Genomic DNA, 14,337 nt, shown 5'->3' with positions numbered 1-14,337 from the left:
CGAGCTTGCTCGCGATGAGGCCGGAACAGACAACACAAATTCCGAGCCAATCTTACGTTCGATAATCGCCCAAAACCCGCTTTCCCCAATTGAATCGCCCCGCCCATCCCCCGCACCATTCGTCGCACAAGACCAATAACAACAGGTTCGACACCATGCCCCCACGCCCTGCCCTGTCCGGCTGATCCCGTTCGTTTTTGCCCTGATTTCAAATTTTTGTCTGCAACCCCACGTTGCGGCAGCGCCCCGTTTCACGCCTAAATACTAGAGAGCCCCGAACACATGACACCTTCCAGCACGCAATACTTGTTCCCCAGCCTCATCGCCGTTGCACTGGCCAGTACGGCTCTGCCTGCCTTGGCCGAGGAGTCAGGCTTTGTCGAAGGTGCCAAGGTCAACCTGAACTTGCGCAACTTCTACATCAACCGCAACTTCACCAACCCGACCAAAGCTCAGGGCAAGGCAGAAGAGTGGACACAAAGTTTCATTCTCGACGCCAAGTCCGGGTTCACTCAGGGCACCGTCGGGTTCGGCATGGACGTGCTGGGGCTGTACTCGGTGAAACTCGACGGCGGTAAAGGCACCGGCGGTACGCAGTTGCTGCCGCTGGATCACGACGGTCGCCCGGCGGATAACTTCGGGCGCACCAACGTGGCGTTCAAGGCCAAGCTGTCGCAGACCGAAGTGAAGGTGGGCGAATGGATGCCGGTGCTGCCGATCCTGCGTTCGGACGATGGTCGTTCCCTGCCGCAAACCTTCCGTGGCGGCCAGATCACCTCGAAGGAAATCGACGGCCTGACGCTCTACGGCGGCCAGTTCCGCGCCAACAGCCCGCGCGACGACAGCAGCATGAGCGACATGTCGATGACCGGCAAACCGGCGTTTACCTCCGACCGTTTCAACTTTCAGGGCGGCGAATACGTCTTCAACGAGAAGCGCACCCAGATCGGTGTGTGGAACGCCGAACTCAAGGACATTTACAGCCAGCAGTACGTGAATCTGATCCACAGCCAACCCATCGGCGACTGGACCCTGGGCGCCAACCTCGGTTTCTTCTATGGCAAGGATGACGGCAGCGCCCGGGCCGGCGAGCTGGACAACAAGACCTGGTCGGGCCTGTTCTCGGCCAAATACGGCGGCAACACCTTCTACGTCGGCCTGCAAAAACTCACCGGCGACAACGCCTGGATGCGGGTCAACGGCACCAGCGGCGGCACCCTGGCCAACGACAGTTACAACGCCAGTTATGACAACGCTCAGGAAAAATCCTGGCAGGTACGTCATGACTACAACTTCGTCGCCCTCGGCATTCCCGGCCTGACCCTGATGAACCGCTACATCAGCGGCGACAATGTGCACACCGGCACCATTACCGACGGCAAGGAATGGGGCCGCGAAAGCGAATTGGGTTACACCGTGCAAAGCGGCGCGCTCAAAAACCTCAACGTCAAATGGCGCAACTCGACCATTCGCCGCGACTTCAGCAACAACGAGTTTGACGAGAACCGGTTAATCGCCAGCTATCCGATCAGCCTGCTATAGCCGCGTTCTGGCAGCGACCGTTGGATTGAGGCGGTCGCGTGCCTGTAACCACCTGTCGGCGCAAACTAGCGCTTTGTGTGTTCGCAGATACAGGCAAGAAGCGTGTTTAATTCTCCATCCTGATGTAGGAGCCCCTTTTTTTCTTCCGTTATCTCCGGATGCTGTACGCGAAGCGGCCATGACCACGGAGGTCAGGTATGAGCAAGCGAATAGTTATCGTCGGTGGCGGCGTAGGTGGAACCATGTTGGCCAATCAACTGGCCAGCAAGCTGTATCCAGAAATCCTGCGCGGCGAAGTCTCGATTGCACTGCTGTCCAACTCCCCCGATCACTTCTATAAACCTGCGTTCATGTACGTGGCGTTCAATCAGTTCTTTGAAGAAGAACTCAAGCGTCCGGAACGTTCACTGTTGCGCCCGGAAATCAGCTTTTACGTCGAAGAGGTCACGGGTTTCGATTTCCCCGGGCAAGGCCTGAAAACCCGCAGCGGCAAGCGCTATGGCTATGACTTTCTGGTCATCGCCACTGGTTGCGTGCCTGCGCCGGAACGCATCGATGGCTTGAAAGAAGCCGGCGACCACTTCTACCAATATCAGCCCGCCCGGCAGTTGGCAGAACGGCTGAACACGATCAAAAAAGGCCGGATCTTCATCACTGTGTCTTTCCCGCAGACACCCAACGTGCCGCACCAATGCGGCATTGCACCGGTAGAAACGACGTTGATGCTCGACGACTTCCTGCGTCGTCGGGGCGTGCGGGACCAGGTGGAAATCGTCTACACCTACCCGACCACGGCTCAGTTGCTGCGTAACTGCCTGTTTCTGCAACGCCCCACCGGGGACATTCTGCCCGGCATTTTCGAGCAGAAGAACATCCGCTTCCAACGCGGTTTCACCCTCAGCCGTGTCGATCCCGAACGAAAAATCGCCTATTCAGAAGAAGGCGAAGAGCAACCCTTCGACATCCTGATGGCGACACCGCCGATCCGCGCCGTCGATGCCGTGCTGGAGTCCGGAGCGTCTCAAGCGCCCAACAACGAAGGTTGGTTGCCGACCCACCACGAGACCCTGCAGGTCTACGGCCTGGAACACGTCTACGTGATTGGCGACACCGTCGATCTGCCGGTGAGCAAGGCCGGTGGTGCTTGCCATAACCAGGCGCCGGTCATCGCCAACAACATTGCTGCCGAGATTCGCCTCGGTGCGCCCAACAGCGTCTACGACGGACGGGTTCAGGCCGTGGCGCAGATGGGTCTCAACGCCGGTATGCCGCTGTGGTACGACTACGCCCATGACGTCCTGCCGACACCGCCGACCAAGCTCGGCGGCCTGTTGAGAAATGGCTTCAATCGTGGCCTGTACTGGGCGGTTGCCCGTGGAATGCTTTGATCCGCTCAGGAGGCGTAAACAATGACGAACCTATCAGATGAAACGCTGGCGACCAGCGCTGCCGGCATGCCAGCGACGCCGGGACTCGTCGCCTTGATGGCGAAAATTCAACCGCTGATCGACGGCGGTCGGCTGGACAACATTGTCGATGTGCTATCGCTGGTCTCGGACATGACCGACCTGCTGGACGCAGCGATGGTGGAAAAGCTGGCGCGGCTGTTCGAAAACGCTACGGCGGCCACCTGGACCGTCAGTAACGCCGTGCGCCTGGCCAAGGCCGAGGTCGCAGCCGCCCCCGAGCCGCCGGGGGCCTATGCCTTGATCAAACTGCTAAACGAGCCGGACACGCGCAAAGGCGTGGCCGTTGTCCTGAAAACACTGAACGTCATCGGAAGGCAGCTGTAACCGCCAGAGAGGATCACCTCATGAGCGTCAAACTTGAATCGGCAGGGAAAGCCTGCACCGACTGGGACGCCAAGGCGTACCAGTAGTTTTCCCGCCTCAGGCGACGACCGGTCAATGAATTGCTCGACCGTGTCGAACTCAAACAGCCCAAACGCATCTATGACCTGGGATGCGGCACCGGCATAGCCACGCAACTATTGGCCAAGCGTTGGCCTCGAGCGCAGTTGCAGGGCATCGACAGTTCGCAGCAAATGCTGGACGAAGCCCGTTACCTGCCGATCAAGGCGTTGTGGAAACAGTGCGATCTACTCGACTGGCAACCCGAACAACCGGCGGACCTGCTGTTCGCCGCCGCGGTACTGCACTTCGTCAGTGGTCACGAACAGTTATTGCCGCGACTGCTCGGCCAGCTCAATTCGGGTGGATGCCTGGCCGCGCACATGCCCGACTGGCGGGATGCGCTGTGGTATCAACTGATGCTCGACACCCTTGAAGAGGCAGGCCCCGGTGGCAAACCACTTGGCACCCCGCAATTGCGCGAGGCCATGGCTGCACGGCCGCTGTTGTCTTTGGAAAATTACTACCGGTTGCTCTCGCCGATCACCCGGACACTGGATATCTGGGAGACCGAACAGCTACAGGTTGTCGACGGCAAGTCGCCGATCTATGACTGGGTCAAAGTCTCGGCGTTGCGGCCGGTGATGCAGGGGCTGAAGGATGATGAACAGGCGCGGTTCATTTACCACTACCTGATGCGCGTGCATGCGCATTACCCGCCGGAGAGCGACGGGCACACGTTGTTTCCGTTCAAGCGGATCTTCATTGTGGCCACGGTTTGATTGACCGCTAATGATGTATCAAGCCGGCCACCGCCATCGCGAGCAAGCTCGCTCCCACAGGGGATTTTGGGTGAACACATCATTTGAATTCACACCGGAAAACTGTGGGAGCGAGCTTGCTCGCGATGGCGTCAGCTCAGATACCGCAAATCGCCAGGATCACTCCCGCGATTCAACCCCCAACTCATCCCACACCGACTCCGCCAGGTGGAACGTCGCATTCGCTGCCGGAATGCCGCAGTAGATCGCACTCTGCATGATCACTTCCTTGATCTCGCCGCGGGTCACGCCGTTGTTGGCGGCGGCACGCAGGTGCAGTTTGAGTTCTTCATTGCGGTTCATGCCGATCAGCATGGCCATGGTGATCAGGCTGCGGGTATGACGCGGCAGGCCCGGACGGGTCCAGATGTCGCCCCAGGCGTGACGGGTGATCATCTCCTGAAACTCCGAGTTGAACTCGGTCAGCGCGTTCAGGCTGCGGTCGACATGGGCGTCGCCGAGTACGGCACGGCGGACTTTCAGGCCTTCGTCGTAACGTTGTTTCTCGTCCACAACAATCCCCTTAATGAGCTGACAAAAACGTCACTACCCGGTCACTGAACGCAGCACCGGCCTGGACGTTGGACAAGTGCGCGGCGTAGAACTCGGCGTACTCGGCGCCCTGCACGTGTTCCTGAATGAAGTGCCCGCCGGACGGCGGCGTGACCGCGTCTTCGGTGCCGGCGATGACCAGCAGCGGCACCTTGATCGAGGACAACTGATCGCGGAAATCGGCATCGCGCACGGCGGCACAATTCGCGGCATAACCTTCAGGCGAGGTGGTGGCGAGCATGTCAGTAATCTTCTTCGCGGCAGCAGGATTGGCTTCAGCAAAATCCGCGGTGAACCAGCGCGCAATCGACGCATCGCGCAGCGCGACCATGGCGGCCGGACCGTCACGCAGCACGGTTTCAATGCGCGGGTTCCATACCGACGGATCACCGATTTTCGCCGCGGTGTTGCACACCACCAGTTTGTTCAGGCGATCACCAGCGTTGATCCCCAGCCACTGGCCGATCAGCCCGCCCATGGACAGACCGCAGAAATGCGCGCGCTCGATGTGCAAGGCATCCAATAGCGACAGCACGTCGCGGCCCAGTTGCTCGATGCTGTACGGCCCCGGTGTGACCAGCGATTTGCCATGGCCACGGGTGTCGAAACGCAACACGCGAAAATGCTCGGTGAACGCCGCAATCTGCGCGTCCCACATGTGCAGGTCGGTGCCCAGCGAGTTGGACAGCACCAGTACCGGCGCATCAGCCGGGCCATCGAGTTGCGGCCCTTGAATTTGGTAGTGCAGTTCGCCCTCGGCGAGTTGTACGAAAGCCACAGCAATCTCCTTCAGGCAGTCAACGCAGAATGTTCAGCCACCGCTCGCTCGACCCAGGTATGGGCCTGACCGAGGTAATGGGCGGGGTCCAGCAGATGATCGAGTTCAGCAGGCGAGAGTTCGGCGGTCACTTGCGGCTCGTCGCCGAGTACCGCTCGCAGATGACGTTGTTCAGCCACTGCGCGCTTGCAGCATTGCTCCAGCAAATGGTGCGCAGTGTCGCGCCCCACCCGTTGAGCGAGGACGATGCTCACCGCTTCGGCGAGCACCAGCCCTTGAGTCAGGTCGAGGTTGCGGGCCATGCGCTCGGCGTCCACTTCCAGTCCTTCCGCCACCAGCCGCGCCTGCTTCAGGCTGCCGGACACCAGGCAGCAAATCTCCGGCAGGGTTTCCCACTCGGCATGCCACAGGCCCAGGCTGCGCTCGTGTTCTTGAGGCATGGCGCTGAACAGCGTCGAGAGCAAACCCGGAACGCGCGTCGCTGCGCCGATCAGTACCGCCGCGCCCACCGGGTTGCGTTTGTGCGGCATGGTCGAAGAACCGCCCTTGCCCGGTGCCGAGGGTTCGAACACTTCAGCGGCTTCGGTCTGCATCAACAGGCTGATGTCGCGGCCGAGTTTGCCGAGGCTGCCGGCGATCAATCCCAGTACCGAGCCGAACTCCACCAAGCGGTCTCGCTGGGTGTGCCAAGGTTGATCCGGCAGTGTCAGTTTCAATTCTTCAGCCAGCGCCTGGGCAATCGGCATCGCCTGCTCGCCGAGGGCCGCGAGGGTTCCAGAGGCGCCGCCGAATTGCAGCACCAGCAGTCGCGGCTTGAGTTCCCGCAGACGCTGACGGCTTCGAGTGACAGCGCCCAGCCAACCGGCGATTTTCATACCGAGGGTGACGGGCGTCGCGTGCTGCAACCAGGTGCGTCCGGCCAGTGGTGTGGCGACATAGCGCAACGCCTGGGTCGCCAGCGTTTCGCCCAGTTGCGCCAGATCGCTTTCGATCAGCTCCAGCGCGCCACGCAGTTGCAACACCAGGCCGGTGTCCATCACGTCCTGGCTGGTCGCGCCCAAATGCACATAGCGCTCGGCTTCGGCATGGTTGGCCGCGATCTGTTTACCCAGCGCCTTGACCAACGGAATCGCCGAATTGCCCGCCGTGGCAATCGCCTCGCCGAGGGCGGTGAAGTCGTAATGCCCGGCCTGACAGGCCGCTTCAATCGGCGCGACAGCCGTTTGCGGAATCAGCCCGACTCGCGCTTCGGCCCGGGCCAGTGCCGCTTCGAAATCAAGCATCGCTTGAACCCGGCCCTGATCGCAGAACACCTCACGCATGTCGCGGGCAGTGAAATAGGCATCGAACAATTGATTGCCCGGTCGCTCGTTCATAAACAGTCCCTGAAGGCGTGGGCCGGTCAGGCCCACGGGTAAAGATCAATGGTCGTTTTCCAAATACTTCGCCTGTTTCGGCAAGCGCAGGCTGAACAGGAACGCCACCGCCATCATCACCGTCACGTACCAGTAGAAAGAGTTTTCCATGCCCCCGGCTTTGAGGCTCAGGGCCACGTATTCCGCCGAACCGCCGAAGATTGCATTCGCCACCGCATACGCCAGGCCGACGCCCAAGGCGCGCACTTCCGGTGGGAACATTTCGGCTTTTACCAGGCCACTGATGGAGGTGTAAAAACTGACGATCGCCAGCGCCACGGTAATCAGCACGAAGGCCAGGAACGGACTGCTGACACTTTTCAGACTCAACAGAATCGGCACGGTGAACAGCGTACCGAGGGCGCCGAACCAGAGCATCGAGTTACGTCGGCCGATCTTGTCCGCGAGCATGCCGAACAACGGTTGCATGCACATATAAAGGAACAGTGCGCCGGTCATGATGTAGCTGGCGGTCTTGGCTTGCATGCCGGCGGTGTTCACCAGGTACTTCTGCATGTACGTGGTGAAGGTGTAGAAAATCAGCGAGCCACCGGCGGTGTAACCGAGCACGGTAATGAACGCAGCCTTGTGGTCGCGAAACAGCGCACGGATGCTGCCGGCGTCCTTGTTTTCGCGCATTTCCTTGCTGGTGGTTTCCTTGAGCGAACGACGCAGGAACAGCGAAATCAACGCCGCCAACGCACCCACCACAAACGGGATCCGCCAACCATAGGCACGCAAATCATCTTCAGTGAGGAACTGTTGCAGGATCACCACCAGCGACACCGCCAGCAATTGCCCGCCAATCAGCGTCACGTACTGGAACGAGGCGAAGAAACCGCGCTGGCCCTTGAGGGCGACTTCGCTCATGTAGGTCGCGGTGGTGCCGTACTCACCGCCCACCGACAACCCCTGAATCAGGCGGGCGAAAAGCAGCATGATCGGCGCCCAGACGCCGATGCTGTTGTACGTCGGCAGGCAGGCGATGAGCAACGAACCGAAGCACATCATCAGAATCGAAATCATCATCGAATTCTTGCGTCCGTGCTTGTCCGCCAGCCGGCCGAAGATCCAGCCGCCGATGGGCCGCATCAGGAAGCCGGCGGCGAATACGCCAGCCGTATTCACAAGCTGCACAGTCGGGTTATCGGACGGGAAAAAGGCAGGGGCGAAATAGATCGCGCAGAAGGCGTAGACGTAGAAGTCGAACCATTCGACGAGGTTGCCGGACGAGGCGCCGACAATCGCAAAGATCCGTTTACTGCGCTCTTCGCCGGTGTAGTGCGCTGTAGTAGCAGTGTTAGTTGTCATTGTTTTTCACTCAATGGGGACAGTGAGAGTCTAGACACACCTCGCAACAGTCCCGCTCCACAGAAGCATTAGCAACACAGATCCCCCTGTGGGAGCGGGCTTGCTCGCGAAAGCGGTGTGTCAGGCAACATTGATATCGACTGACACGACGCCTTCGCGAGCAAGCCCGCTCCCACAGGGGTTGTGGTGTTTACTCAATAGTCGAAGAACACTGTCTCGGCATCGGTGCCTTGCAGGATCACATTCCACTGGTAAACACCCGACGCATCCTTCTTCGCCAGCAAAGTACTGCGACGTTCAGCCGGCACACACTCCAACAACGGATCCCCCACGTTGGTCGGTTCGCCATCAAAGTAAATCCGTGTCAGCAAGTGCTTCACCAACCCGCGAGCAAACACCAGCACCACCAGATGCGGCGCCTGGTTCGTGCCTTTCAAGCCTTCTACCGTACCTGGCTTGATCGTGGTGAAACGAAAGCGCCCTTCGGCATCCACCGGCACCCGGCCAAACCCTTCGAAGTTCGGGTCCAGGGGTTTGTCCTGATCGTCTTCGGGGTGGTCATACTTGCCGGCGGCGTTGGCTTGCCAGACTTCCAGCATCGCGTCGTTGACGACGTCGCCGTTGCCGTCGATGACTTGCCCGGTGATCGCCACGCGCTCGCCCAGGGTTTGTTCGACCGTCAGGTCTTCGCGGTTCAGCCAGGTCAAACCGATGTGGTAATACGGCCCGACGGTGTGGGATGTGGTCGCGTTCAGCGTCATCTTATTTCTCCATCGGCGTGGCTTCGCGGCCGCGCAAGACGATGTCCCAGCGATAACCGAGGGCATAGGAAGGGATGGTTTTTTCCAGGTCGAAACTAGCGATCAAACGCTCTTTGGCGCTGGTATCCGGTACGCAGTTGTAGATCGGGTCATAGGCCAACAGCGGGTCGCCCGGGAAATACATCTGCGTGACCAGGCGCGTCAGAATGCTCGGCCCGAACAGTGAGAAATGGATGTGCGCCGGGCGCCACGCGTTGTGGTGGTTGCCCCATGGGTAGGCGCCGGGCTTGATGGTCTGGAACTGGTACCCGCCATCGGCGTCGGTCACGGTGCGGCCAGTGCCGGTGAAATTCGGGTCCAGCGGCGCATCGTGCAGGTCGCGGTCATGGTTGTAGCGACCGGCGGCATTGGCCTGCCAGATCTCCACCAGAATGCCCGGCACCGGCAAACCATCTTCATCCAGCACGCGGCCGTGAATGATGATGCGCTCACCCAGTGGCTCACCCTTGTGCTGGGCGGTGAGGTCGTTGTCCTGCGCTTGAATGCGCTCGGCACCGATGGTCGGACCGGTAATTTCCGACAGCGAATGGGGCAAAAACACCAATGGTTTGGACGGCGAGCGACGGTTGGTGGATTGATAGGCCGGGTGCAGGTAGTCCGGCTGGGTGCCCTCTTGTGGGCGGCGGTAACCAGGCTTGTCAGTCATGAAGCATTCCTCAGTTCTTATTCATCAACGCTGCGCGTCAGACCCGTTCGATCGCCAAGGCCAGACCCTGACCCACGCCGACGCACATGGTCGCCAGACCTTTCTTGCCACCGGTCTTTTCCAGCTGATGCAGCGCGGTCAGTACCAGACGGGCGCCGCTCATGCCCAACGGATGGCCCAAGGCAATGGCGCCACCGTTCGGGTTGACCTGGGCAGCATCGTCCGCCAGCCCCAGTTCTCGCAGCACTGCCAATCCCTGGCTGGCGAAGGCTTCGTTGACTTCGATCACATCGAAATCGCTGACGGCCAGGCCGAGGCGCTCGGTCAATTTGCGTACCGCCGGGACCGGGCCGATGCCCATTACACGCGGTGCGACACCGGCACTGGACATGCCCAGCACTTTGGCGCGAGCGGTCAGGCCGTGCTTTTTCACGGCTTCGGCTGAGGCGAGAATCAACGCCGCGGCACCGTCGTTCACACCCGAGGAGTTGCCGGCGGTGACGGTCTTGTCCGGGCCATTGACCGGTTTGAGTTTGGCCAGGACTTCCAGCGAGGTGTCGCCGCGCGGATGCTCATCCTGGTTGACGACACTTTCCCCCTTCTTGTGGGCAATGCGCACTTCAACGATTTCTTCGGCGAAAAATCCTGCAGCTTGCGCGGCGGCTGTCCGTTGCTGGCTGCGCAGTGCGAAAGCGTCCTGATCCTCGCGGGAAACTTCGTAATCGTCAGCCACGTTATCGCCGGTCTGCGGCATCGCATCCACGCCGTATTGGGCTTTCATCAACGGGTTGATGAAGCGCCAGCCGATGGTGGTGTCTTCCAGCTTCATGTTGCGCGAGAACGCCGCATCAGCTTTGCCCATCACGAACGGTGCGCGGGACATCGACTCGACGCCGCCGGCAATTGCCAGCTCCATCTCGCCACTGGCGATCGCCCGGAAAGCGGTGCCGATGGCATCCATACCCGAGGCGCAGAGGCGATTGAGGGTCACGCCCGGAATGGTTTCCGGCAGGCCCGCCAGCAACAGCGCCATGCGCGCCACGTTGCGGTTGTCTTCGCCGGCCTGGTTGGCGCAACCGAGGAACACCTCGTCCACCGCGTTCCAGTCCACCGACGGGTTGCGTTCCATCAGTGCCTTGATCGGCACGGCGGCCAGGTCGTCGGCGCGAACCGCCGACAGGCCACCGCCGAAACGGCCGATGGGGGTGCGAATCGCATCACAGATATAAACGTCACGCATCAGGCTTCTCCGGGTGCTTGGCCGTGGGCCGCGGCAGTGCGGGCTTCCAGATCCCTGAGCGCCTTCAGTTCGACCTCGGTCGGCTCGGCGGTGTTTTCAACTGTCTCGGCAAAACGAATCGCCCAACCGGTAGCCGCGATGACTTGCTCGCGGGTCACGCCTGGGTGCAGCGCGGTGACCACGAATTCATGGGTTTCAGCTTCCGGCTCCATGATGCACAGGTCGGTAATGATGCCGACCGGACCCGCGCCCGGCAGGCCGAGACGCTTGCGCGAATCACCGCCCTCGCCATGGCCGACCGAGGTAATGAAGTCGAGTTTGTCGACAAAGGAACGCGCCGACTGCTTGAGGATGATCAGCACGCTTTTGGCCGAGCCAGCAATCTCCGGCGCACCGCCGGCACCCGGCAGGCGGACTTTCGGCTGATGGTAGTCGCCCACCACGGTGGTGTTGATATTGCCGAAGCGGTCGACTTGCGCGGCGCCGAGGAAACCGACGTCGATGCGCCCGCCCTGCAACCAATAGCGAAAAATCTCACCGGTCGGGACGACGGTGTCGGCGGTTTCCGCCAGCTCACCGTCACCGATCGACAGCGGCAGTACGCTCGGCTTGGCACCGATCGGACCCGATTCATAGATAAGGACTACATCCGGCGAAGAAGTCAGACGCGCCAGGTTGGCGGCTTTCGACGGCAGGCCGATGCCAACGAAGCACACCGAACCGTTTTTCAGACGGCGGGCAGCGGCGACGGTCATCATTTCATTGGTGGTGTAAGTCATTACTTGGCCTCCGAAGCAGCGGCCAGTTTGGCCTGGAACTCGCTGAAGTCAGCGCAGCCGTGGATGTACTCGTTGATCCACGCGGTGAAGGTTTCACGGTCGCGGGCAATCGGGTCCCAAGCCTGGTAGAAACGGTTATCACGTTCGTTGTAGCCGTGAGCGTAGGACGGATGCGCACCGCCGGGAACGTGGCAGACCGCGCTCAAGGCCCAGGTCGGCAGAACGCAGGAGTTCATCGGTGCATTGAGGTCGTCGACGATTTCCTCGACGGTGACGATGCAGCGCTTGGCGGCCAGTGCGGCTTCTTTCTGCACGCCGAGAATGCCCCACAGCAACACGTTGCCTTTGCGGTCGGCTTTCTGTGCGTGAATCACGGTAATGTCCGGGCGCACCGAAGGCACGGCCGCCAATACTTCGCCGGTGAATGGGCAGGTGACGGTTTTGATCAGCGGGTTGACCTTCGGCAGGTCGGAGCCGGCGTAGGCACGCAGCACCGCGAACGGTAGGCCGGAAGCGCCAGCGACGTAGGCATTGGCCAGGTCGGCGTGGCTGTGCTCTTCGATTTCCAGCGCGTGCGGCCACTGCTTCTCGACGGCGTCACGCAGGCGATGCAGCGAACCGACGCCCGGGTTTCCGCCCCAGGAGAAAATCAGCTTGCGAGCACAACCGGCGCCGATCAACTGGTCGTAGATCAGGTCAGGCGTCATCCGCACCAGGGTCAGGTCTTTCTTGCCCTGGCGAATGATTTCGTGACCCGCCGCCGTAGGGATCAGGTGAGTGAAGCCTTCGAGCGCGACCGTATCGCCGTCGTTAACGAATTGCTTCACCGCGTCGTGCAGCGAAAGGATTTCAGCCATGGGGCAGGCTCCCGTTTTGTTATGAACCGACAGTGGAAGAAAAAGGCGCGATGCGCAGCGCCGGAATGACTGAAGAGTAAGCCCCTGAAAAACGCCAAACAATCCGATAATCGACTGAGTGTTCGTTTATCGAACAGATTGTTGTCTGGCTATCGATAAGATCAAATGCTTCGTCGGAACGCCGCCCGGAGCAAGCCCGCTCCCACAGGGGAATGCGATCAACTGTGGGAGCAGGCTTGCTCGCGAAGAGGTCATCAAAACCACATGAGATTCGGATCAGACCCTCAGGTCGCATCCGCATGACTGACCATGCCCTTGATCACCACCGCCGTGGTCGCCAATGCCGCTGGAATCACCAGCGCTGTCAGCACCTGCTCGAAGTTCCAGCCCAGCCCCAGTAGCGTTGCGCCCATCCACGCACCGAGAATCGCGCCAAAGCGGCCAATCCCGAGCATCCACGACACCCCAGTCGCCCGCCCCTGCGTCGGATAAAACCGCGCCGCCAGTGAAGGCATTGCCGATTGCGCGCCGTTGACGCACATCCCGGCCACCAGCACCAACGTCGCCAATAGCGTGATGTTGCCCAGGCTCTGCCCTACCGCGTAGGCAAATACCCCGGCGAATAGATAGAAAATGCCGATAACCTTGTGCGGATTGAATCGGTCCATCGCCCAGCCCACGCCCACCGCGCTCAATACCCCACCAAACTGGAACAACGCGCCGATGAATGCCGCCTGCTCCATGCTCGCGCCACTGTCACGCATCAGCGTCGGCAGCCAACTGGTCAGCAGATAGACGATCACCAGCCCCATGAAGTAGGTCAGCCACAGCAACAAGGTGCCGGTGCTGTAGGTACCGGAGAAGATCACCGCGAACACGTTGCGGGCCTTCACGGTTTTCTGTTCCGGCACGCTAAAGCTGGAAGCCTGAGCTACTACGGTTGGATCGATGGGCGCCAGGGTCTTGCGCACTTTGTCAGTGCCGCGATTGCGGACGACGAGGTAGCGCGCCGATTCCGGCAGCCAGAACAGCAATACGACGGCGAGGATCAGCGGCAAAATCCCGCCGATCATCAGCAGACTGTGCCAACCAAAGGCCGGAATCAGTTTGGCGGAAATGAAACCGCCGCCCGCCATGCCGAGGTTGAAACCGCAGAACATGCTGGTCACCAGCAGGGATTTCTTGCGCTCCGGGGTGTATTCGGACAGAAGCGTCGTGGCGTTCGGCATGCCGGCGCCAAGGCCCAGGCCAGTGAGGAAACGCAGCACCAGCAACTGATCGACATTGGTGCTGTAAGCCGAAGCTAGGCTGAACGCGCCGAACAACAGCACCGCGCCCACCAGTACGATTTTTCGCCCGAAGCGGTCAGCCAATGGGCCAGAACCCAGTGCGCCAAAGACCATACCGATCAACGCCGCGCTCATCACCGGACCGAGACTGGCGCGGTCGATGCCCCAGTCCTGTGACAGGGCGGGCGCGATGAAACCCATGGCCGCCGTGTCGAGGCCATCGAGGAAAACAATCAGGAAACACAGGATCACCACTCGCCATTGGTAGCGCGAAATGGGTTGAGCATTGATGAAGGACTGCACGTCGAGGCAATTTCCTACAGCAGACTGGGGCTGGTTCATTATTTTTATTCCACGCAAAGAACGCAGTCGGACGGGAGCCAGCCAAGGCTGGCGCTGCCGCGACATTAGTGATCTTGGGGAAAGAGCGTCAATT

General features: G+C 60.5%; 13 protein-coding genes and 1 pseudogene. 4 read left to right on the top strand and 10 right to left on the bottom strand.

All coding sequences use genetic code 11. The features are described from left to right. Positions 1–282 precede the first annotated feature (282 nt). The 4 genes and pseudogenes from CUN63_RS20030 to CUN63_RS20015 all read left to right on the top strand — a co-directional run bounded on the left by CUN63_RS20030 (position 283) and on the right by CUN63_RS20015 (position 4,174). Complete coding sequence (locus CUN63_RS20030; RefSeq protein WP_129441828.1) at positions 283–1,542, top strand: OprD family porin; 1,260 nt, start codon at positions 283–285, stop codon at positions 1,540–1,542. Positions 1,543–1,739: 197 nt separating this feature from the next. Further along, positions 1,740–2,930 (top strand): FAD/NAD(P)-binding oxidoreductase, encoded by a 1,191-nt coding sequence (locus CUN63_RS20025; RefSeq protein WP_129441826.1) that lies wholly within the window; start codon positions 1,740–1,742, stop codon positions 2,928–2,930. Positions 2,931–2,951: 21 nt separating this feature from the next. Next, positions 2,952–3,335 (top strand): DUF1641 domain-containing protein, encoded by a 384-nt coding sequence (locus CUN63_RS20020; RefSeq protein WP_129441824.1) that lies wholly within the window; start codon positions 2,952–2,954, stop codon positions 3,333–3,335. A 20-nt stretch (positions 3,336–3,355) separates the two neighbouring features. Continuing rightward, positions 3,356–4,174, top strand: a pseudogene (locus CUN63_RS20015) (methyltransferase domain-containing protein). 159 nt (positions 4,175–4,333) lie between these two features. Here CUN63_RS20015 and pcaC read toward each other — a convergent pair. The 10 genes from pcaC to CUN63_RS19960 form a co-directional block, all read right to left on the bottom strand. Then, a complete protein-coding gene (pcaC, locus tag CUN63_RS20010) occupies positions 4,334–4,726 on the bottom strand; it encodes a 4-carboxymuconolactone decarboxylase (protein ID WP_033060940.1) in 393 nt (130 codons plus the stop codon). Positions 4,727–4,736: 10 nt separating this feature from the next. Continuing rightward, on the bottom strand, positions 4,737–5,543 hold the full coding sequence (gene pcaD, locus CUN63_RS20005) for a 3-oxoadipate enol-lactonase (protein ID WP_129441822.1): 807 nt from the start codon (positions 5,541–5,543) through the stop codon (positions 4,737–4,739). Positions 5,544–5,554: 11 nt separating this feature from the next. Further along, positions 5,555–6,919, bottom strand: coding sequence for a 3-carboxy-cis,cis-muconate cycloisomerase (locus CUN63_RS20000; protein WP_129441820.1), 1,365 nt, complete (start codon positions 6,917–6,919; stop codon positions 5,555–5,557). Positions 6,920–6,964: 45 nt separating this feature from the next. Then, positions 6,965–8,269 carry an MFS family transporter gene (locus CUN63_RS19995; protein WP_129441818.1) on the bottom strand — a complete coding sequence of 435 codons (1,305 nt, stop codon included), beginning with the start codon at positions 8,267–8,269 and terminating at the stop codon, positions 6,965–6,967. A gap of 194 nt (positions 8,270–8,463) precedes the next feature. Next, complete coding sequence (gene pcaG, locus CUN63_RS19985; protein WP_129441817.1) at positions 8,464–9,030, bottom strand: protocatechuate 3,4-dioxygenase subunit alpha; 567 nt, start codon at positions 9,028–9,030, stop codon at positions 8,464–8,466. A 1-nt stretch (position 9,031) separates the two neighbouring features. Further along, positions 9,032–9,736, bottom strand: a complete 705-nt coding sequence (pcaH, locus tag CUN63_RS19980) for a protocatechuate 3,4-dioxygenase subunit beta (RefSeq protein WP_129441815.1) — start codon at positions 9,734–9,736, stop codon at positions 9,032–9,034. 37 nt (positions 9,737–9,773) lie between these two features. Beyond that, positions 9,774–10,979, bottom strand: a complete 1,206-nt coding sequence (gene pcaF / locus CUN63_RS19975; RefSeq protein WP_178082711.1) for a 3-oxoadipyl-CoA thiolase — start codon at positions 10,977–10,979, stop codon at positions 9,774–9,776. Continuing rightward, on the bottom strand, positions 10,976–11,755 hold the full coding sequence (locus tag CUN63_RS19970; RefSeq protein ID WP_129441811.1) for a CoA-transferase subunit beta: 780 nt from the start codon (positions 11,753–11,755) through the stop codon (positions 10,976–10,978). Before CUN63_RS19970 ends, pcaF begins: the two co-directional genes overlap by 4 nt. After that, positions 11,755–12,612, bottom strand: a complete 858-nt coding sequence (locus CUN63_RS19965) for a CoA transferase subunit A (protein WP_007947285.1) — start codon at positions 12,610–12,612, stop codon at positions 11,755–11,757. Before CUN63_RS19965 ends, CUN63_RS19970 begins: the two co-directional genes overlap by 1 nt. Before the next feature lie 284 nt (positions 12,613–12,896). After that, positions 12,897–14,243: an MFS transporter gene (locus CUN63_RS19960; RefSeq protein ID WP_111450928.1), complete on the bottom strand. Its 1,347-nt coding sequence runs from the start codon at positions 14,241–14,243 to the stop codon at positions 12,897–12,899. Positions 14,244–14,337: the final 94 nt, after the last annotated feature.

The sequence above is a fragment of the Pseudomonas sp. ACM7 genome, from assembly GCF_004136015.1.
Classification (GTDB): domain Bacteria; phylum Pseudomonadota; class Gammaproteobacteria; order Pseudomonadales; family Pseudomonadaceae; genus Aquipseudomonas; species Aquipseudomonas frigoris.
This window is presented reverse-complemented; position numbering and strand designations above follow the sequence as displayed.

Coding starts and splice junctions, on each gene's coding strand:
- CUN63_RS19995 (WP_129441818.1), bottom strand. CDS start 8,269: ATGACAACTAACACTGCTACTACAGCGCACTACACCGGCGAAGAGCGC.
- CUN63_RS20000 (WP_129441820.1), bottom strand. CDS start 6,919: ATGAACGAGCGACCGGGCAATCAATTGTTCGATGCCTATTTCACTGCC.
- CUN63_RS20025 (WP_129441826.1), top strand. CDS start 1,740: ATGAGCAAGCGAATAGTTATCGTCGGTGGCGGCGTAGGTGGAACCATG.
- CUN63_RS19970 (WP_129441811.1), bottom strand. CDS start 11,755: ATGACTTACACCACCAATGAAATGATGACCGTCGCCGCTGCCCGCCGT.
- CUN63_RS19960 (WP_111450928.1), bottom strand. CDS start 14,243: ATGAACCAGCCCCAGTCTGCTGTAGGAAATTGCCTCGACGTGCAGTCC.
- CUN63_RS20020 (WP_129441824.1), top strand. CDS start 2,952: ATGACGAACCTATCAGATGAAACGCTGGCGACCAGCGCTGCCGGCATG.
- pcaH (WP_129441815.1), bottom strand. CDS start 9,736: ATGACTGACAAGCCTGGTTACCGCCGCCCACAAGAGGGCACCCAGCCG.
- pcaG (WP_129441817.1), bottom strand. CDS start 9,030: ATGACGCTGAACGCGACCACATCCCACACCGTCGGGCCGTATTACCAC.
- CUN63_RS19965 (WP_007947285.1), bottom strand. CDS start 12,612: ATGGCTGAAATCCTTTCGCTGCACGACGCGGTGAAGCAATTCGTTAAC.
- CUN63_RS20030 (WP_129441828.1), top strand. CDS start 283: ATGACACCTTCCAGCACGCAATACTTGTTCCCCAGCCTCATCGCCGTT.